Source organism: Mycobacterium sp. E3305 (genome assembly GCF_001666785.1).
Classification (GTDB): domain Bacteria; phylum Actinomycetota; class Actinomycetes; order Mycobacteriales; family Mycobacteriaceae; genus Mycobacterium.
Window position 1 is genome coordinate 23146 of the sequence record NZ_LZJA01000089.1, and the last position, 18341, is coordinate 41486.

The window sequence follows — 18341 nt, forward strand, 5'->3', positions numbered from 1 at the left end:
TCAGGCGCCGCCCCAACTTTGCAGGAAGGCGGCGGTCACCCGGGCGGCGTTGTCGGCCGCGATCCGCTTGTAGCAGAAGAACTGAAACGGAAAGCCCGGCAGGTGAAGCGGGTCACCCGGCCCATCCGTGATGCCGCGGATGCCGAGGAACGGGACACCGTGCTCGTCGGCCACCGTTTGGGCGGCCGCGGTCTCCATGTCGGTCGCGTCGAAGGCCGGGTCCGCCGCCGACACGATGTTGAGGTTGCTTATCAGGGCGCTTCGCACCCACCGTCGCGCCGCCGGGCGGAAGTTGCCGGTGTATCGGTATGACCGGTCGGGCGCGCTGCGCGGTTGGCACCCAAAAACGTCCCCGCCGTTCGGGATGCAGGGGAACGCCACGCCGTTGTTGTTGTCCCAGCTGTATCCGTCGCCGCCGACCACGACCTGCGGCCGGCGCCGCAGATCGATCCGGCCGGCGACGCTTTCCAATGCGACGCAGAGCGTTTCGGCCGTCGCCAGCATGGTGGGGTCGACGGGTCGAAACGTGTTGCCGTTGTCCAGTGTCCAGCGCGCCGGTATGGCCACATCCGCGATTTTGGTCCGCGCCGCCCCGCCGGCGACGCCCGAAAACACCACCGCGCCAATCGCGAATCGGGTCAAGGCGGCCTCGGTCGTGTCGACGGCGTTCACCAGGCCGATGCCGGTCATCGCCACGACCACGTTTCGGCCCGCGATCGAGCCGAGGTAGAAATGCCTGCGGTCGACGATCGCCACCGGATCGGGATCGAGCGTGGTGTGCGACAGCACCGCGTCGGCTTCGGCCGGAAAGGCCGACAGCACCAGCATGCGTCTTTCGCCATCTACACCCACCGCACCAGTAAACGCCACCAGACCCCGTGGCTTCGCCGATTCCGGTCCGCCATGGCCACGTCAGCGGCTAGTCTCAGCGGCACTGCAGCCAAACCGGGGGGCGCGGCCCGACGAGGAGTCACGCTCATGCTCGAAGTGATCGAGAGAAGGCCGGGCGGCGAATCCCACAAGCCGCCGGTGCTGTTCGTGCACGGCGCCTGGCATGGCGCCTGGTGTTGGGACGAGCATTTCCTGGAGTTCTTCGCGGACAAGGGCCACCGAGCGCTGGCCGTCAGCCTGCGCGGTCACGGAAAGAGCCCGGCGCCCAAATCGATGCGGCTCTGCTCGATCGCCGACTTCGTTGCCGACGTTGCCGCCGTCGCCGACGGCCTGCCCGAACGGCCGGTGGTGGTCGGCCACTCGCTGGGCGGCTTCGTGGTGCAGAAGTATCTGGAATCGCACGACGCGGCCGCCGCCGTGCTGCTCGCCTCCGCGCCCCCGAGCGGCATCCTGGGATTCTTGGCCCGCCGATTGAAGCGACACCCGTGGTACACAGCCAGCGGCCTGGCGATGACCAAGTCGCTGCGGGGTGTCGGCGCCACACCGGAATTGGCCCGCGAAACCTTCTTCTCCCGGTCGCATTCCGAAGCCGACGTGGCGCGCTATACCGAAAAACTCTGCGAGGAGTACGCCCTGAAGATCGCGATCGACATGCTGTGGCACGACCTGCCCAGGCCGCGGCTGGTCACCACCCCACTGCTCGTGCTCGGGGCCCAGGACGACGTCTGCTTCACACCGCGGGAAGTGCGGGAAACGGCGGCCGCCTACCACACCGAGGCCGAAATCTTCCCTAAGATGAGCCACGACATGATGCTCGACCCAGGGTGGCTCGCCGTCGCCGAACGTATCCACGCGTGGCTCGAAACACGGGTGCCCGCACGATGACTGCTCCATGAGGGGCCGGCTCGACGGGAAGGTCGCGATCATCACCGGGGCGAGCACCGGCCTGGGACCCGTGCTCGGTTCGGTGTTCGTGCGGGAGGGCGCCCGGGTGCTGTTGGCCGCGCGGCGCGAAGAGCTCGTGCGCGAGGCCGCCCGCGCGGCCGGGCCCGGAGCCATCGCGATGCGCGCCGACGTCACCGACGAGCGTGCCGTCGCGGCCATGGTGGCGCGGGCCGTCGACGAATTCGGCCATGTCGACATCCTGTGCAACAACGCCGCCGCGCCCGGAGAGGACCGGTGGATCTGGGAGCAGACCCTGGACAACTGGAACGCCACGATCGCCATCGACGTCACCGCGGCGATGCTGTGCACCCGGGAAGTACTCAACCAGTCGATGCTGGCGCGCCGTCGCGGCGTGATCCTCAACTTCTCCTCCACGGCAGGCTATTCCGGCGTCGTCCGCAAGAGCCACTACGTCACCGCCAAGGCGTCGCTGCGGGCCTTCACCAAGGCGGTGGCGCTGGAGGTTGGGCCACACGGCATCCGGTGCAATTGCATCGTCCCCGGGGCCATCGACACCGAGCTATGGCGTCGGTGGGTGCAACGCACCGCCGACGAGCAGGGGGTGGACGTCGCCGCCCAGCGCGCGAAGGCGCTCAAAGGAGTTGCGCTGCAGGATATCTCCACCACCGAGGATGTCGCCAACCTGGCGTTGTTCCTGGCCAGCGACGAAAGCCGCACCATCACCGGCCAATCGATCCCGGTCGATGCCGGAGGGTACATGCAGGGATGAGCCCACAACTCTCGGTGGCCACGCCCGTGGTGACCATGTTTCCCAAGGCCAGCGGCGACTGGGAGAAACACGCCTCCATCGAGGAGCTGGCCCGCATCGCCGAGACGGCGGATCGGCTCGGCTACCACCACCTGACCTGCAGCGAGCACATCGCGCTGCCCGCGGCCGAGATGGGCCGCCGCGGCGCCCGCTACTGGGATCCGCTGGCCACATTCGGCTACCTGGCCGCGTGCACCCGGCGAATCCGGTTGGCCACCAACGTCCTGGTGCTCGGGTACCACCATCCGCTCGAGATCGCCAAGCGTTACGGCACTTTGGACAAAGTCAGCGACGGCAGGCTCATCCTCGGCGTCGGAGTGGGCAGCCTCAAAGAAGAGTTCGACCTTCTCGGCGCGCCCTTTGACGACCGCGGGCCGCGCGGTGACGACGCCCTCAAGGCGCTGCGCGCGTCGCTGTCGGTCCCGGAACCCACCTACCGTGGCGAGTTCTACGCCTTCGACGGCATGGTCGTGGACCCGTGCGCGGTGCAGCAGCATGTCCCGATCTGGGTGGGCGGCCGCACGTTGCGATCGCTGCGCCGCGCCGCGACGCTGGCCGACGGCTGGGCGCCCTTCAGCGTGGGACTGCCACAGGCGCGAGACTGGTTGGGCCGCATCGAGCTTCGTCCGGGATTCGAGATCGTCCTGCCCCCACCGGCACCGCTGGACCCGATCAACGAGCCGCAGCGCACCCGCGACGCCATCGGGGAAGCCGCCGCACACGGCGCCACGATCGTGCCCGCCGTCTTCCGGCACACCTCGCTGCAGCATTACCTGGACCAATTGCAGGCGCTCGCCGAGCTGCATGATCCCGGCGGCTCCGCGTGATACGCGTCCGGGCAGGCGTATTCAGCCTCACCGCCGCCGCGCCGGCCGACGACGACGGCAGCTACCTGCGTTGGCACCTGCTGGATCACATGCCGGAGCAGTATCAGCTACCCGGGATCGTGTACGGGTTGCGTTGGATCGCCGACGGCGACTACCCGCAGCACCGCCTGGCCGGAAACGGCCCCTTGGCCGAGATCGCCAACGCGGTGCACTACCTGGTCGGTGACCCCGTCGAGCAGACCTTTGACGACTTCGTCACGCTCGGCCGCGCGTTGCGCGAAAACGGCCGGTTCCCCGTCGTCCGGCCGTCGCTGCAAGTCGCCGGGCTTCGCCTGCTGCAGTGGCAATCTGCACCGCATGCGCTCATCTCCGCGGAGGTGGTGCCGTTTCGGCCGCACCGCGGCGTCGTCCTCATCGTCGAAGAACCCGTCGACGGGCGCCGCCCGGACGACTGGCTGCAATGGCTGCACGCCGAGCACCATCCGGCGCTGCTCGCCACGCCGGGCACGGCCGGCGCGTGGACCTTCGGGTCGAGCACCGGCTGGAGCCACCTACCGCGAGGGTGGCGCACGGAGTTCCAGTACATCACCGTCGTCTACCTCGACGCCGACCCGCTGACCACCACCGCCGCATTGGCGCCCAGCATCGAGGACCGGTGGCGATCGGGTGCCGTGCGGCCCTCGTTCGCCGGACCGCTCCGCAGCATGGTCAATTGGGAAGCCTGGCGATAAACCCATCGGTTGACTGGTCGCCAGGGAAAAGAGACCTTCCCGCAATGAAGAGGCCCTATAGTCCTGGCTGCAAAGGAGGTGAGATGACGAATCGGTACGTCTTCGTGGCCGCCGGAATCGCGCTGGCGGCCGGGATGTCCGGCTGTTCCGGCAAGGAAAGCCATCCCGCACCGACCCCGAGTTCGACTCCCGCTGCGGTCACCACGACCGTCATGATCGACGGGAACAAGCACACGATGACCGCGCGGGTCGAATGCAGCAGTTCGGCGGCGCAACCGAACGCGTCTCCCCCGGAATCGGGGGATCTCACCACCCGGATCGGCGTGCACGACGACACGGCGTCGGTCTCGCTGGCCGTCTCGGACGAGAACCCGCCCATGGTCGACGGATTCGCGCTCTCGCTCACGCTGTCCGGCGGCCAGTACCAACTCCCCTATCAGGCCACCAAGTCGGCAACCCAGGTCCAGGCGACCAAGCAGGGCAAGAGTTACACGATCACCGGGACCGGCGAGGCGTCGACCCCGGGCCAAAGCGGCACGCGCCCGGTGACTTTCGGGGTGCACGTGACCTGCCCGTGAGCGCGGCGCGGCGGACCCGGTCTTCGTCCCCTTCCGCAAGCGGAGTGGTTGTCTACCGCGACCGCCTCTGCGATGCTGGCAGCTTGGACATCTTCGCGGAGTGGCAAAGCGGCGGCACGGAGCTGCGCTGGCGGTCGACCACCGCCGCCAACGACGGGCACGAGGTCGCGGTGTTCAGCCGCCGTTGCGGCACACCCGGCGCGCCCGCGCTGGTGCTCGTGCACGGCTTCCCGACGTCGAGCATCGACTTCTTCGCGCTGGCGCGCGAGCTGGGCTCGGAGTTCGACATCTACCTGCTGGACTTCCCGGGCTACGGCCTGTCCGACAAACCGGCTGAGCCGTACGTGTATTCGCTCTACGACGACGCGCGTCTGCTCGTGTACGCGATCACCCAGGTGTGGAACCTCACCGACTACCGCATGCTCACCCATGACCGCGGCAGCAGCGTCGGCATGATCGCCGTGGAGATGCTGGCGGCCCTCGATCCGCCGGCCGTACCGGTCGACCTCATCGTGACGAATGCCAACATCTACCTGCCGCTGTCGAACCTCACCGTCTTCCAGACCGCGTTGCTCGATCCCGCGACCGGGCGGCAAACCGCGGCGGCGACGACGCCGGACATGCTGGCCGCCGGAATGGGCGCCAGCACCTTCATGCCGCGGCGAACGCTGGACGACCCCGAGATCGCCGCGTTGGCTAAGTGCTTCGCGCACAACGACGGAATCCGCGTGCTGCCCGACACCATTCAATACCTCAACGAGCGCGCCGCTGACGAAACCGGTTGGCTGGAAGCGCTTTCCAAGAGCCCGATCAACACCACCGTGGTATGGGGGTTGCACGATAACGTCGCGCCGCTGCGCGTTCCCAACCATGTGTGGCAGACGTATCTGAAGACCAAGCCCGGCCGCAACCGCTACTGGGTGGTGCCCGGCGCCGACCACTACCTGCAATGCGACGCCCCCGGCCCGCTCGCCGAGATCGTCCGTCTCACCGCCCGGGGCGGGGACATCCCGCTGCAGACGCTCGGCAACGAGCCCGACGGCGCGGTGCTGATCGACCAAAGCGCTTAACTTCGCCCCCCGAGTGTGCGCCTAGCCGCACGTTCGAGCTCGAGTGTGCGGCTGGCCGCGCACTCGCACCGGAGAGACCAGCGCTTCAGCCCGTGACGACGGGCAGCCGCGCCCAGCCGCGCACACTCGCGGTGTGCGCCCGCTGGGCGTTGGCGTAGTCGACCTCCCAGTCGGGCCAGCGCTTGAGGACCTCTTCGAGAGCTACCCGGCCTTCCATCCGGGCCAGCGCAGAGCCCAGGCAGAAGTGCAGGCCCTGCCCGAAGCTCAGGTGGGCGCCCTGGCGGTGGATGTCGTAGCGATCCGGGTCGTCGAAGTGGCGATCGTCACGGTTGGCGGAACCGTTGAGCAGCAACATGTATGAGCCTTCGGGCACGACGGTGCCGTAGAGTTCGGCGTCCCGGGCGACGTACCGGGCCTGCACCGGCGACGGCGGTTCGTAGCGCAGGGTCTCCTCGACCGCGCCGGGAATCAGCGCCGGGTTCGCCACCAGTTCGCGGCGCTGATCCGGATGATCCGACAGCAGCTGCCCCATGTAGCCGATCAGCCGCGCGGTCGTCTCGTTCCCCGCGCCGGCGATCATGGCCGTGTAGGCCAGCACCTCGGTTCGCGACAACGGCCGCCGCGTGCCGTCGGGCTCGTCGACCTCGGCCCGCAGCAGATCGGTCATCAGATCGTCTGACGGGTGATCGGCGCGCCACTCGATGTACTCGGCGAACAGGGCGATGCTCTCCTCGAAAAGCTTCGCATTCACCGCGGCGGGGTCGCGCTCGTCAGACAACTCGATGTACGCCCCGCCGCGATCGCGAATCTTCTCCTGGTCCTGTTCGGGGATGCCCAGCAGGTACCCGATCGTCCGCATCGGCATCATCGCCCCGAGGTCGGCGATGAAATCGAAGCCGCCGGCGCCGACCAGCGGATCCAGCTCCCGCACACAGAATCCGCGCACCAGGTCCTCGACGGCCAGCATGCGCCGCGGCGTGAACACCCGCGACAGCAGGCGGCGGTGCAGGTCGTGCAGCGGCGGATCCTCGAACAACAGAATTCCCGGGGGCACTTCGATATTGGCGAACAGGATGTCGGCCGTGGTTCCGCGACCGGAGCGGTACGTTTGCCAGTTCGGCAGTTCGCGCGCCACGTCCTCGTAGCGGCTCAGCGCGTAGAAGTTGTATTTCTCGTTGTAGTAGAGCGGCGCTTCGTCGCGCATGCGCTTCCACACCGGGTACGGGTTGTCGTCGATGTCGGAATCGAACGGGTCGTAGTACAAGTCGACCACGCTGGTGCCTGACATTCTGGAATCCCTTCGCTCAGTCGTTTCGGTGCAGGAAGCCGTGCAGGATTGCCTGAACCAGTTCTTCGACGATCACCTCTCGCGACGGCGGCCTGGCGCCGAAATAGGTGGACCGCAACGCGGCCATGCCGGCGATCATCGCGACGGTCGAGTGGGCGGGCAGGTCGGGATGGTCGGACCGCAGGCCCCGCAGGTGCATGCCCTCGGCGCTGATCTGACCGAGCGCCCGGATCGCCTGCCTGATCTCCGCGATGCCGGCGTCGGCCTTCTCCTCCTCACTCAGCGCCTCCGAGGCCATCAGCGTCAACAGCAGGCCCTGGTGTTCGACGAACACGTCGTAGAGCTGCCCGACGAAGTGTCGCGCCAACTCCTTCTCGTCGGTCTCCTCCGGGACCACCGACTGCCAGGTCTTGCCGAACTCGTCGACGAAGGTGGTGAAGGGCAGGACGAGCGCCTCCCGGAACAGCGCCGCCTTCGAACCGAAGTGCCGAAACAGCAGGTGCTCGGTAACCCCTGCGGCCTGGGCGATTTCACGCGTCGTCGTGCTTCGGTAGTCCTGGCGGGCGAAGCGGGCCCGCGCCGCGTCGAGCAGCAACCCCCGCGGTGCGCCTCGGGGCCGGCGCGACGCCGCGGCCGACGCGCCGCGCTTCGTGGGTGGCCGCTGGGGCACGGTTGTCGCTCCTGTCCGGGTGGTTGACTGCCTTTAGGATAGTGTGCACTATCTAAAGAGTCGAGCGTTGAAAGGGGTGCGAGCGTGGGCGCCGTGATCATGCTGGGCACGTTGTTCGGGTTGATCGCCCTGATCTTCGGGCTGGTGCTGCGCTTCGACCCGCAGGCACGCCGGACCCCGGGGAACGACCGGTGAGCTCCCAGATGACGCCCGTGATGAAGGCGGCCAGCGACTTTGCCCTCGTCGGCGGCATCACGTTCACCGCGCTCGGCGTGTTCTTGAGCGTTCGCCGGCGCCGCCTGCACCCGCTCCTGCTGCTGTGCATCTCGGCGATCTCGTTCTCGTGGATCGAGGCGCCATACGACTGGGCGATGTACGCGCAGTTCCCGCCGGCCATCCCGCGCATGCCATCCTGGTGGCCGCTGAACGTGACGTGGGGCGGGCTGCCCCTGTTCGTTCCGGTCGGCTACATCTCCTACTTCGTGCTGCCGGCTGTGACGGGCACGGCGCTCGGGCGGTGGCTGAGCGCGCGGTTTGGGTGGCGAAGGCCGCCAACCCTTTTGGTGGTGGGACTGATCGTCGGCTTCTGCTGGGCGCTCTTCTTCAACGGGTTCCTGGGCGCCAAGCTCGGCGTGTTCTATTACGGCAGGGTGATTCCGGGGCTGGCCATCCGCGAGGGGACCGTGCATCAGTACCCGCTCTACGACTCCCTCGCGATGGCGATCCAGATGATGGTCTTCACCTATCTGCTCGGCCGCACCGACTCGCAGGGACGCAACGTCATCGAGATGTGGGCCGCCAACCGGTCGAAGAGCCGCCTCGCATCTTCGCTGCTGTCCGTCGCCGCCGTGATCGTCATCGGCAACCTGCTCTACGGCGCGGTTTTCGCGCCGCACCTGGTGACGAAGCTGGGCGGGTGGGTGACGGCGGGGCCGACGGAACAGCTGTTCCCGGGCGTGCCGAACCAACCCGCATAGAAATCCGCGCGCCCAGCGTGGGGTTGTCGGGCCGAAATGCGCGAATTCGGCTCAACAACTCGACGTTCGGATCCGGCTCGGGGAAGTCAGCCAAGCGCCTCGGGAAGCACGACGTCGCCCACGCGCTTCAGATACTGCCACGCGATCTCGGGCGGCAGCCCGCCGCACAGCGGCGACAGGTTGAGCACCTGCCCGGCACGGACTCGCGAAACAGCTTCTGGCACAGAGATAATCACGTGCGACTTCCCCGTCTCGCGCAGCTGGTCGACGGTGTCCACGTGGGAGAAACCGGCCGTCGTCTCGTCCCCTGGATTCCAGGCGGCGTAGGTGCGCACGTCGTGCAACAGGTGATCGCCGATCTCCTTCCACGCCTGGTCCACGTCGTCGGCGACGAACACCACCGAAGGGGTGTCGCGGCTGGGAAACATCGTCGGCCCCGGTGTATGGCCGTGTTCGCGGCACGCCTCCTCGTAGGCCTCCTGCATGCCCGTGGCGTTGGCGTTGCCGAGCATGCCCAGTCCGTACCTGCCGGCCCGACGCGCGGCGGCCAACGTTCCCCCGCCCCACATCATCGACGGACCGCCCTCGGTGAGTGGCGCCGGTGTCACCGCGATCCGGCGGCCGCCGTCGTCAACCGTTTCGCCCGCGAGCAGCCGGCGCAACAGTCCCAGCTTTTCGTCCGCGAGCCGGCCGCGCTTGCGGATTTCCAGCCCGAAGTGCTCGAACTCCTCGGGCCGGTACCCGAGGGCAAGCGTGTACGACGCGCGACCGCCGCTGACGAGGTCGAGGACCGTCATGTCCTCGGCCAACCGCACCGGGTCGTAGAACGGCAGAATCAGGATCAGGTTCATCGGCAACCGCTCGGTGCGCGCCGCGATGGCCGGCGCCAGCATCAGCGGCGACGGCAAATAGCCGTCCTCCGAGCCGTGGTGCTCGCACAGGACAGCGGCCAGAGCACCGTGTTCCTCGGCCCAGGCACACATTTCGGGCACCGCGGCGTACAGCGCGGCGGGTGGAGCCCCCCACGACGGGGCACGCATATCGAAGCGCAGTGTGTACACGGCAAACTCCTCGCTGGCCGAATCCGTTGCGACGTACGTTACACGTCTAGTCGAAGGCGTAAAGCGGAGCATGACCGCGATGCCCACCGAACTGAGTAGGCCGGGGCAGCGTAACCTAAGATTTGTTCTTTAAGATAGTGTGCGCTCTCTTAAACCCTTGACCGCGCGGCCCCGCGCTGTTAGCTTCCGAATCGAACGTTGAGCGATAGCAGCCGGCCGCCGGCGTAAGGGCAACGGCCGCCTCAGCTTTCACCACACACCCGCCACGAGGAGGACGGCATGACGGCTCACCGCGTGGTGGTGTGGGCGACGGGCGGCATCGGGTCGATCGCCATCCGGACCATTCAGCGTCGCCCAAACCTGGACTTGGTCGGTGTGTGGGTGCACTCGCCGGAGAAGGACGGCAAGGACGCCGGCGAACTCGCCAACGGCGAGCCGATCGGTCTGACCGCCACCACCGACGCGGACGCACTGATCGCGCTGAAGCCCGATTGCGTCATCTACGCCGCCAGCGGCCCGGAGCGCGACGCGCTGGCCATCCCCGACTACGTCCGGCTACTCGAGGCCGGCATCAACGTCGTCACGACCAGCACCACGCGGCTGGTCAACCCGCACGCCTACGAACCCGCGGAATGGCGCGACCAGCTGGTGGCCGCGGCCAAGCACGGCCAGGTTTCGCTGTACGCGTCGGGGATCGAACCCGGCTTCGCCGCCGACTACCTGCCGCTGGTGTTGTCCACCCAGTCGTCGTCCATCGAGAAGATCCACGCATTCGAGATCGGTCTGTACGACGACTACGGCGTCCCCGACATCATGAGCGACGCATTGGGTTTCGGCCGGCCGCTCGACTACCAGCCGTGGATCGGGTTTCCGGGGGCGATCGCCGGCGAATGGCAGGGACAGATCCGGTTGGTCGCCGACGCACTCGGCGTCGAGGTGCAGGAGGTCCGCGAATATTTCGACCGCGCGGTCACCGACCGGACGCTGGAGGTCGCCATGGGCACCGTCGAGGCGGGGACCTGTGGCGCGCTGCGCATGCGGGCGATCGGCGTGGTCAACGGCCGCGAGGCCATCGTCATCGAGCACGTCACCCGGCTGGCCCACGACGTCGCCCCGGACTGGCCGACCGGCATCGGGGACCTGTCCTATCGGGTGCTGATCAGCGGCGACCCCGACATCGATTGCACCTTGGCGGCGACGCTCAAAGACCCGCGCAAGGCCGGGGTGGCGGGGATGACGTCGGGCGCCGGCGCCATGGTCGCGACCGCCATGCGCGTGGTCAACGCCGTGCCGTATGTCGTTGCCGCAGAACCCGGGCTGCTGAGTTCGGTCGACCTGCCCCTCACGATTCCAAAGCACGCGTTCGCCACTTAGTCTGCCCGAGTGACGTTTAACCCACTCGAGGAACTCACGCTGCCACAGCTCCGGGAGCGCACCAGCATGAAGTGGCGCGCGCACCCGGACGACGTGCTGCCGCTGTGGGTCGCCGAGATGGACGTCAACCTCGCCCCGACGGTGGCCGACGCCCTGCGGCGGGTCATCGACATCGGTGACACCGGATACCCGTGCGGCACCGCGTTCGCCGAAGCGGTCAGCGAATTCGCCTCGCGCCGTTGGCAATGGCACGACCTGGAGGTCGGCCGCACGGCGATCGTCCCGGACGTCATGCTCGGTGCCGTCGAGGTGCTGCGCTTGGTCACGGGCCGTGGCGATGCCGTCATCGTCAACCCGCCGGTGTATGCGCCGTTCTACGCGTTCGTGTCGCACGACGGCCGCAGGATCGTCGAGGCGCCGCTGGGCGCCGGGGGCCGGATCGATCTGGACGTGTTGGCGGAAGCCTTCGCGCGCGCCCGCGCGGGGGGCGGCAGGGCGGCGTACCTGTTGTGCAATCCGCACAACCCCACCGGGACGGTGCACACGGCCGACGAACTCGGCGCGGTCGCCGAGCTGGCCCGCCGGTTCGATGTCCGGGTGGTGTCGGACGAGATTCACTCGCCCGTCGTCTTGCCCGGCGCCCGGTTCACCCCATTCCTGACGGTGCCCGGAGCCGAGAACGCCTTCGCCCTGATGTCCGCCTCCAAGGCCTGGAACCTGTCCGGCCTCAAGGCGGCGCTGGCCATCGCCGGACCGGAGGCGGTCGCGGACCTGCACCGGATGCCCGAGGAGGTCAGCCACGGGCCGAGCCACTTCGGCGTCATCGCCCACGCCGAAGCGTTCCGAACCGGCGACGATTGGCTCGACGCACTGCTGCGCGGCCTGGATGAAAACCGAACGCTGCTCGGCGATCTGGTCACCCAGCACCTGCCGGGCGTGAAATGCCAATGGCCGCAAGGGACTTACCTCGCCTGGCTGGATTGCCGGAAGCTCGGATTCGTCGAAGAATCCGCCGCGGGTCTGGCGGTGGTCGCCGACCTGTCCGGGGCCGCCCGGTGGTTCCTCGACCACGCTCGGGTGGCGCTCAGTTCCGGCCACGTCTTCGGAACCGGCGGCGCCGGCCATGTCCGATTGAACTTCGCGACCTCGCGGGCCATCCTGACCGAGGCCGTGTCGCGGATGGGCCGGGCGCTCGCCGACGCCCGCTAGGCGGGGATCTCCTCGGCGCCGCGGCCCAGGTTGCGGAAGCCCTCGGCAGGCTCCTTCAAGCCAAGCACGAACGGCAGCGAGCTCAGCTCGAGTTTCATCGTCGCCCCGAACCGCCGAAAGAAGCCGGACTCGGGCTGTGCGAGGGAAACCTGCGAGGTCGCGAGGTCGATGTAGTGCGTCGGCGTCTCCCCGATGTCGTCGAAGATGTGGGTCAGCGATTTGCACTGGGAGCGCACCGATTCGTCGAGGCAGGCCGCGACGGAATCGGTCATCAGCACGTATTCGACCACGGGGACCATGTTTTTCAGCATGCGATGCACCAGGATGACGTCGAAGCCGGCGAGCTCCACGTGGCGCTTCACCCGTTGTTCGGCCACCTCACCCTGATGGACCACGAATTTCAGCGAGAGGTTATCCAACTGCGCGCAACTCGCGCACTCGCAGGCGAGGTCCTTCTTGAAGCGCTCGCGCCGCGCGATGAACGCCTCCCGCATCCGGGACAGCCGGTCACACACCAGCACTTTGGCGTCGCCGTCGGGCGCCCAGAAGAAGGCGGCGTCACCCTCGAGCTTCGCCAGCTTCAGCCCCCTGCCTGCGTCGATCACCGACTCCAGCAGGCCCGCCACCGTCAACTGCGCATGGGCTAGGTGCGTTCGGTTCCATTGCATGTAGTGGGTGTAACCGCTGATGTCCGCGATGACGAGGACCGCGCGCCGAATCGCCATGAACAAGCCAGTTTAATGTCCACACGACGTCTAGCCCAATGAAATCTCCCACTAGACGAACTCGCGTTGTCGCGAGAGGCTTGCAGAGGCGCCCGCCCACCGGAGGAGCTGAATATGCATGTGCTACGAACCCCGGACTCCCGATTCGAAAACCTGGAGGGCTATCCGTTCGTAGCGAACTACGTTGACGTCGCGGCAAGCGACACCCAGCCGCTGCGCATGCACTTTCTGGACGAGGGCCCCGCCGACGGGCCGCCGATCGTGCTGCTGCACGGGGAGCCCACCTGGAGCTACCTGTACCGGACGATGATCCAGCCGCTGGCCGACGCCGGGAACCGCGTGCTCGCGCCCGACCTGATCGGTTTCGGCCGCTCCGACAAGCCCGGCCGGATCGAGGATTACACCTATCAACGGCACGTCGAATGGGTGACGTCGTGGTTCGAACGGCTGAACCTCAAGGACGTGACGCTGTTCGTGCAGGACTGGGGATCGCTGATCGGGCTGCGCATCGCCGCCGAACAGGGTGACCGCATCGCACGGCTCGTGGTGGCCAACGGCTTCCTGCCGACCGCGGAGCGACCCACCCCGCCCGCCTTCTACGCCTGGCGCGCGTTCGCGCGCTACTCCCCCGTGTTGCCCGCTGGCCGCATCGTTGCGGTGGGGACCGTGCGCCGGGTTTCCGCCAGGGTCAGGGCTGGGTATGACGCGCCGTTTCCCGACAAGACGTATCAGGCCGGTGCCCGGGCCTTCCCGCAGTTGGTGCCGACCTCACCGGACGATCCGGCGATCCCCGCCAACAGGGCCGCGTGGAAGGCCCTGGGCCAATGGGAGAAACCCTGCCTCGCCATTTTCGGGGCCCGCGATCCGATCCTCGGCAAAGCTGACCGTCCCCTCATCAAGCACATCCCCGGCGCCGCGGGCCAGCCGCACGCCCGCATCAACGCCAGTCATTTCATCCAGGAAGACTCCGGACCCGAACTGGCCGAACGCATTCTGTCCTGGCAGCAAGCGCTGCGCTGACGGCGTCAGCGGGTACTGACGAGCCGCACGACGCCCCGCATGACCACTCTGCTCGCTGGCCAGGAGGACATGCTCGTCGACATCGCCCTCGACCTCACCGGTGCGACGATCAGCCCGTGACGGCCAGCACGGCTTCCGCCAACTCGGGCCGGCAGACCACCAAATCAGGCAATTTCGGGTCCGACCGGTTGTAGGCGAGGGCGGACCCGTCGATGCGGGAGGTATGCAGGCCGGCCGCTCTTGCCACGGCCACCGGCGCGGCCGAGTCCCATTCGAATTGGCCGCCGGCGTGCACGTACACATCCGACAAGCCCTGGACGATCGATGCCACTTTGGCCCCGGCAGAACCCATTTCGACCAGCACCCCGTCCAGCGCGTCGCGGACGGTCAGCGCAACGGCCGGGGGCCGGGTGCGCGACACCACGATGCGCGGCTTGCCCGGCGCGGCGGGGGGCCAGGCCACCTCGGGGGTGGCCAGGGTGATCCCCTGCGCCGGCAGCGCCACCGCCCCGGCGACGAGCTCACCGGCCTCCCACAGCGCGACGTGGACCGCCCAGTCGTCGCGCCCGAGCTCGGAGAATTCCCGCGTCCCGTCAAGCGGATCGACGATCCACACCCGCTCCGAGCGCAGCCGGACCGGGTCGTCGGCGCCCTCCTCGGACAGCACCGCGTCGTCGGGCCGCTCGCCCGCCAGCGCCTCCATCAGAAAGTCATGGGATCGCTTGTCGCCCGCGGCTTTCCGCTCGCCCGCTTCCGCGTCTGCGAACTCTTCCCGGACCGTGAGCAACAGCCGTCCAGCCTCGGTGGCCAACCGCGCGGCCAGTTCGTGGTCATCCGTCAGCTGCAAGGCCATCACAATCCTTAAGTTGGCAGTGTTGACCAACTTTACCCTGCCATCGCGGCGCCGGCGGGCACCACCCCTCGCGGAATGTTCCGGCCGTAATCTGTTGATCGTGAGCGGGGGCAACGTTCCTTTGTTGGGTCGTCTGGGGCGCAGTACGCGGGGGCGTCTGGTCGTGATCGGGACCGTGTCGGCGGTCGCGCTGGGCGGCATCCTCATCTTCGTGGTGCTGAAGCTGACCCAGGGTGACCAGGGCGTCAAGCCACCCACCGCCCAGCCGGCACCGCCGCAGAGCTTCGCGATCCCGGGCTGCTACAACCTGTCCGTTCCGCCCGTCGAACGGCCTAAGCGGCTCAACGTGCTGGGCTGCGCGAGCGTCGCCGTTGCGCTGCAAGACATGTCGTGGAGTTCGTGGGGCCAACAGGGCGCCGACGGCAGTGGCACGGCCGTGTTCAAGGTCTGCGATCCGAATTGCGCGGCCGGGTATGAACTCACCGAACCCGTAATCGTCCACGCGTGGAATCCACAGCCGCCGCGGCGCGAGGCCATCTGCCAGGTCGGCTTGAACATCTTCGCCGACATGATCCTGGCCTTTCCCAAAGGTGTTCCCCCGCCGACCGTGCAGAAGATGAACACCCAGTACAACGGGGAACCGGCGGTGCACTTCGCCAACTACTCGAGCGGCGACACGCGCGGAACGCAATTCATCGGCTACACGTACTGCAACTGATCGCCGCGCTCGCGATCGCCGCTGAACCGACGGCGGCGACCCGTCCCCCGCAAGCGGGAGGTGCCCCCATCACCCGGCTCCGCCGCGCTCGCGATCGCCGCTAGACCTCGATCACCACGGCGCCGCCCTGGCCACCACCCGCGCACATGGCCGCGACGCCGATGCCGCCGCCACGGCGGGCCAGCTCGTAGACCAGCGTGGTCACCATGCGCGCGCCCGAGGCCGCGATGGGGTGGCCGAGGCTGCAGCCGCTGCCGGAGAAGTTCACCTTCTCCTCGTCGATGCCGTACTCGCGGCACGCCGCGATCGGCACCGAGGCGAACGCCTCGTTGATCTCCCACAGCGCGACGTCGTCGACCGACAGCCCGGCCCGCTGCAGCACTTTGCCGATGACCTTGACGGCCCCCAGCCCGGTGTCGCGGGGGGCGACGCCCGCGGCCGCCCACGCCCGGACCGCGCCCATGACATTGAGGTTTTCGGCCGCGGCGTAGTCGCGGTCCACGAGAGCCACCGCCGCGGCGGCGTCATTGGTGCCGCTGCTGTTGCCGGCCGTGATCGAGAACCCCTCGATCTCGGGGTGCAGCACTTTGAGCGCGGCGAGCTTTTCGACGGTGGTGTCCCGGCGGGGATGCTCGTCCACGGAGAACTCGGTGACCGAACCGTCGAACTGGGTGACCTTCAGCGGAATGATCTCGTCGACGAACTTGCCCGCGTCCATGGCCGCGATGGCGCGCTGATGTGAGCGGGCCGCCCAGGCGTCCATCTCCTCGCGCGTGATCCCGACCGCCTGGGCGGTGTTCCAGCCCACGGTGATCGACATGTCCTTGGCGGGCGCGTCCGGCGTCTCGACGTGCGTCGGCGGCATCCAGCGCTCCTCGAACTTGAGCTCCGGGCCGGGGATCCGCCAGTTGGTCAGCGGCGTCATCGACAACGACTGCACGCCGCCGGCGATCAGCACGCGTTCCATCCCGGAACCGATCTGCGCCGCCGCGTTGCCGATGGCGGTCAGGCTGCCCGCACAGTGCCGGTTCACCGACTGGCCGGGAATGTCCTCCATCCCCGTGGCGGTGGCGGCATACCTCGCCAAATCCCCGCCCCCGTAATGGGATTCAGCGAAGATGATGTCGTCGATGGCGGACGGGTCGACGCCGGAGCGGCGCACGACCTCCGGAAGCACCGTGGTGATCAGCGTCTCGGGTGGCGTGTTGACGAGCGTGCCCTTGAAGGAGCGGCCGATCGCCGTCCGAACCGCTCCGACAATGACGGGTTTGGCCATGTTCTCAACCTCGAACGGTCTGGCTGCGGTCGGCAGCGCGGGTGTCAGCAGATGACGCGAATCGTAACAAATACCGTATGGCCAATAGTAAACGGCCTGAGTTTCCGCCATCCCGATACCGACCGCGCGTGACAGGACACAATGGGTCGATGACAACCAGACCAGTCGCCGTGCGTGACACCACCGAGCTCACCGCGTATCGCGTCGCGGCGATGCTCCTGGGCGTGGGGACGCTGCACTTCGTGGCGCCCAAACCGTTCGACACGATCGTCCCGGCCGAGCTCCCGGGCAGCGCCCGCTTCTACACCTATGCGTCCGGGGTGGCCGAGGTGGGCATCGGAGCGGCGTTGCTGCCGCGACGCACGCGGCGACTGGCCGCGCTCGCGGCCGCCGTGTTGTTCGTCGGCGTGTTTCCGGCCAACGTCAACATGTGCCGGCTGTGGTGGGACAAGCCCTGGCCGATGCGGATCGTCGCCCTGGCCCGGTTGCCCCTGCAGATCCCCATGATCACCACCGCACTCAAGATCAGCCGCAACAGCTGAGGGCACCCATCTTCGTCACATGCGCCACAGCCGTCGCTGGGTGCGGGGATGCCCGACGTGCCCGCCTCTCAGCGACAATGCGTTCGTTGGGCTGGGCGGCGGCCTCATCGCCCACGTTGTCGCTCCGAGGCGGGCAACCCGTGCGTCTGCCGGCGCGGGGGCTGGTGCTGCCTCTGCGACTGGCCCGACCACGGGACGCTCCGCAAAGCGCCTGTGCCGCAGGCGGACTCAGCCACCGATGTCGACCGAGCGGCCCAGGAAAGCCATCAGTCGCGCGGTCGGCGTCGCGTCATCCGGTGCGGGCTGGGCCGGCCCGAAGCCGCCCGGCCGCCGCAACAGGTGCTCGGGCAGCGACTCCACCAACCCGCGGCACAGCCCCAGCAGGTCCGCGGGCAGCTCGATCAGCCGCCCTTGCGACCGTTGGATGTCCCAGGCGTGCATGGCCAGGTCGGACACCGGATACGTCAGCGCCCGCCGCAACGGAACCTCACCTTCGGGCGACCTCCGCGGTCCGTCGAGGTCGGCGCCGGGCAACCCGGCCCGCAGCCGCGCCGCCAGCTCGCGCAGCCGCTGGCTCGGGTCATCGCATATCCAGTCGGCAGGCTGCGACGGGCGGTCCCAGAGCTCACCGTCCTCGACCAGGGTCACCACTTTCGCCGCGCTGCCCGTGACGTGCCCGACCAGCTCGCGCAGGCTCCAGCCCTCGAGATTGGACGGCTGATCCCAGCGCTCCGGGGAAACCTGGTCGACGGCGGCGATGAGCAGATCGATTGCCTCGGTGGCCAGCACGCCGATCCGGGAGTTCGTGTCGTTCATG

At 68.2% G+C, this 18341-nt stretch carries 20 protein-coding genes; 12 read left to right on the forward strand and 8 right to left on the reverse strand.

Annotated elements, in window-relative coordinates; all coding sequences use genetic code 11:
* On the reverse strand, positions 1–852 hold the full coding sequence (locus tag A5701_RS27335; protein WP_231972794.1) for a 5'-methylthioadenosine/S-adenosylhomocysteine nucleosidase: 852 nt from the start codon (positions 850–852) through the stop codon (positions 1–3).
* A 126-nt stretch (positions 853–978) separates the two neighbouring features.
* On the opposite strand from A5701_RS27335, the gene A5701_RS08955 reads away from it, so the two are divergent.
* From A5701_RS08955 to A5701_RS08980, 6 genes are all read left to right on the forward strand, one after another.
* Positions 979–1776 (forward strand): alpha/beta hydrolase, encoded by a 798-nt coding sequence (locus tag A5701_RS08955; protein WP_067751382.1) that lies wholly within the window; start codon positions 979–981, stop codon positions 1774–1776.
* A gap of 7 nt (positions 1777–1783) precedes the next feature.
* The gene (locus tag A5701_RS08960) at positions 1784–2566 is read left to right on the forward strand and encodes an SDR family NAD(P)-dependent oxidoreductase (RefSeq protein WP_067751385.1); all 783 of its coding nucleotides are present in this window, start codon (positions 1784–1786) and stop codon (positions 2564–2566) included.
* Positions 2563–3432, forward strand: coding sequence for an LLM class F420-dependent oxidoreductase (locus A5701_RS08965; protein ID WP_067751387.1), 870 nt, complete (start codon positions 2563–2565; stop codon positions 3430–3432). Before A5701_RS08960 ends, A5701_RS08965 begins: the two co-directional genes overlap by 4 nt.
* Positions 3432–4163, forward strand: coding sequence for a hypothetical protein (locus A5701_RS08970; protein ID WP_067751434.1), 732 nt, complete (start codon positions 3432–3434; stop codon positions 4161–4163). The genes A5701_RS08965 and A5701_RS08970 overlap by 1 nt, the downstream gene beginning before the upstream one ends.
* 83 nt (positions 4164–4246) lie before the next feature.
* Positions 4247–4741, forward strand: coding sequence for a lipoprotein LpqH (locus A5701_RS08975; RefSeq protein WP_067751390.1), 495 nt, complete (start codon positions 4247–4249; stop codon positions 4739–4741).
* Between the two features lie 83 nt (positions 4742–4824).
* Positions 4825–5811: an alpha/beta fold hydrolase gene (locus A5701_RS08980; RefSeq protein ID WP_067751438.1), complete on the forward strand. Its 987-nt coding sequence runs from the start codon at positions 4825–4827 to the stop codon at positions 5809–5811.
* Between the two features lie 85 nt (positions 5812–5896).
* Here A5701_RS08980 and A5701_RS08985 read toward each other — a convergent pair whose 3' ends face one another.
* Entirely contained in the window at positions 5897–7099 is a 1203-nt protein-coding gene (locus A5701_RS08985) for a cytochrome P450 (protein ID WP_067751391.1), read from the reverse strand.
* Between the two features lie 16 nt (positions 7100–7115).
* Positions 7116–7769 carry a TetR/AcrR family transcriptional regulator gene (locus tag A5701_RS08990; protein ID WP_067751394.1) on the reverse strand — a complete coding sequence of 218 codons (654 nt, stop codon included), beginning with the start codon at positions 7767–7769 and terminating at the stop codon, positions 7116–7118.
* 191 nt (positions 7770–7960) lie between these two features.
* On the opposite strand from A5701_RS08990, the gene A5701_RS08995 reads away from it, so the two are divergent.
* On the forward strand, positions 7961–8746 hold the full coding sequence (locus tag A5701_RS08995; RefSeq protein WP_067751397.1) for a spirocyclase AveC family protein: 786 nt from the start codon (positions 7961–7963) through the stop codon (positions 8744–8746).
* Between the two features lie 86 nt (positions 8747–8832).
* On the opposite strand, the gene A5701_RS09000 is transcribed toward A5701_RS08995, so the two are convergent.
* Positions 8833–9807, reverse strand: a complete 975-nt coding sequence (locus A5701_RS09000) for an LLM class flavin-dependent oxidoreductase (protein ID WP_067751400.1) — start codon at positions 9805–9807, stop codon at positions 8833–8835.
* Between the two features lie 279 nt (positions 9808–10086).
* Here A5701_RS09000 and A5701_RS09005 point away from each other — a divergent pair, with 279 nt between their 5' ends.
* Together A5701_RS09005 and A5701_RS09010 are read left to right on the forward strand one after the other, a co-directional pair.
* Positions 10087–11181, forward strand: coding sequence for a dihydrodipicolinate reductase (locus A5701_RS09005; RefSeq protein WP_067751403.1), 1095 nt, complete (start codon positions 10087–10089; stop codon positions 11179–11181).
* A gap of 66 nt (positions 11182–11247) precedes the next feature.
* Positions 11248–12390, forward strand: coding sequence for a MalY/PatB family protein (locus tag A5701_RS09010; RefSeq protein ID WP_369807401.1), 1143 nt, complete (start codon positions 11248–11250; stop codon positions 12388–12390).
* Here A5701_RS09010 and A5701_RS09015 read toward each other — a convergent pair.
* Positions 12387–13115 (reverse strand): DUF2652 domain-containing protein, encoded by a 729-nt coding sequence (locus A5701_RS09015; protein WP_067751416.1) that lies wholly within the window; start codon positions 13113–13115, stop codon positions 12387–12389. The genes A5701_RS09010 and A5701_RS09015 overlap by 4 nt on opposite strands.
* Before the next feature lie 114 nt (positions 13116–13229).
* Here A5701_RS09015 and A5701_RS09020 point away from each other — a divergent pair, with 114 nt between their 5' ends.
* The gene (locus A5701_RS09020; RefSeq protein WP_067751419.1) at positions 13230–14135 is read left to right on the forward strand and encodes a haloalkane dehalogenase; all 906 of its coding nucleotides are present in this window, start codon (positions 13230–13232) and stop codon (positions 14133–14135) included.
* 109 nt (positions 14136–14244) lie between these two features.
* Here A5701_RS09020 and A5701_RS09025 read toward each other — a convergent pair whose 3' ends face one another.
* Positions 14245–14988 carry a 3'(2'),5'-bisphosphate nucleotidase CysQ gene (locus A5701_RS09025; protein WP_067751421.1) on the reverse strand — a complete coding sequence of 248 codons (744 nt, stop codon included), beginning with the start codon at positions 14986–14988 and terminating at the stop codon, positions 14245–14247.
* A 163-nt stretch (positions 14989–15151) separates the two neighbouring features.
* Here A5701_RS09025 and A5701_RS09030 point away from each other — a divergent pair, with 163 nt between their 5' ends.
* Positions 15152–15706 (forward strand): hypothetical protein, encoded by a 555-nt coding sequence (locus tag A5701_RS09030; RefSeq protein WP_082969703.1) that lies wholly within the window; start codon positions 15152–15154, stop codon positions 15704–15706.
* Between the two features lie 100 nt (positions 15707–15806).
* Here A5701_RS09030 and A5701_RS09035 read toward each other — a convergent pair whose 3' ends face one another.
* Positions 15807–16982: a thiolase family protein gene (locus A5701_RS09035; RefSeq protein ID WP_067751442.1), complete on the reverse strand. Its 1176-nt coding sequence runs from the start codon at positions 16980–16982 to the stop codon at positions 15807–15809.
* A 149-nt stretch (positions 16983–17131) separates the two neighbouring features.
* Between A5701_RS09035 and A5701_RS09040 the strand changes: the two genes are divergently transcribed.
* Positions 17132–17524 (forward strand): hypothetical protein, encoded by a 393-nt coding sequence (locus A5701_RS09040; protein ID WP_067751424.1) that lies wholly within the window; start codon positions 17132–17134, stop codon positions 17522–17524.
* A 228-nt stretch (positions 17525–17752) separates the two neighbouring features.
* Here A5701_RS09040 and A5701_RS09045 read toward each other — a convergent pair whose 3' ends face one another.
* Positions 17753–18340, reverse strand: coding sequence for a TIGR03086 family metal-binding protein (locus A5701_RS09045; RefSeq protein WP_067751425.1), 588 nt, complete (start codon positions 18338–18340; stop codon positions 17753–17755).
* Position 18341 lies beyond the last annotated feature (1 nt).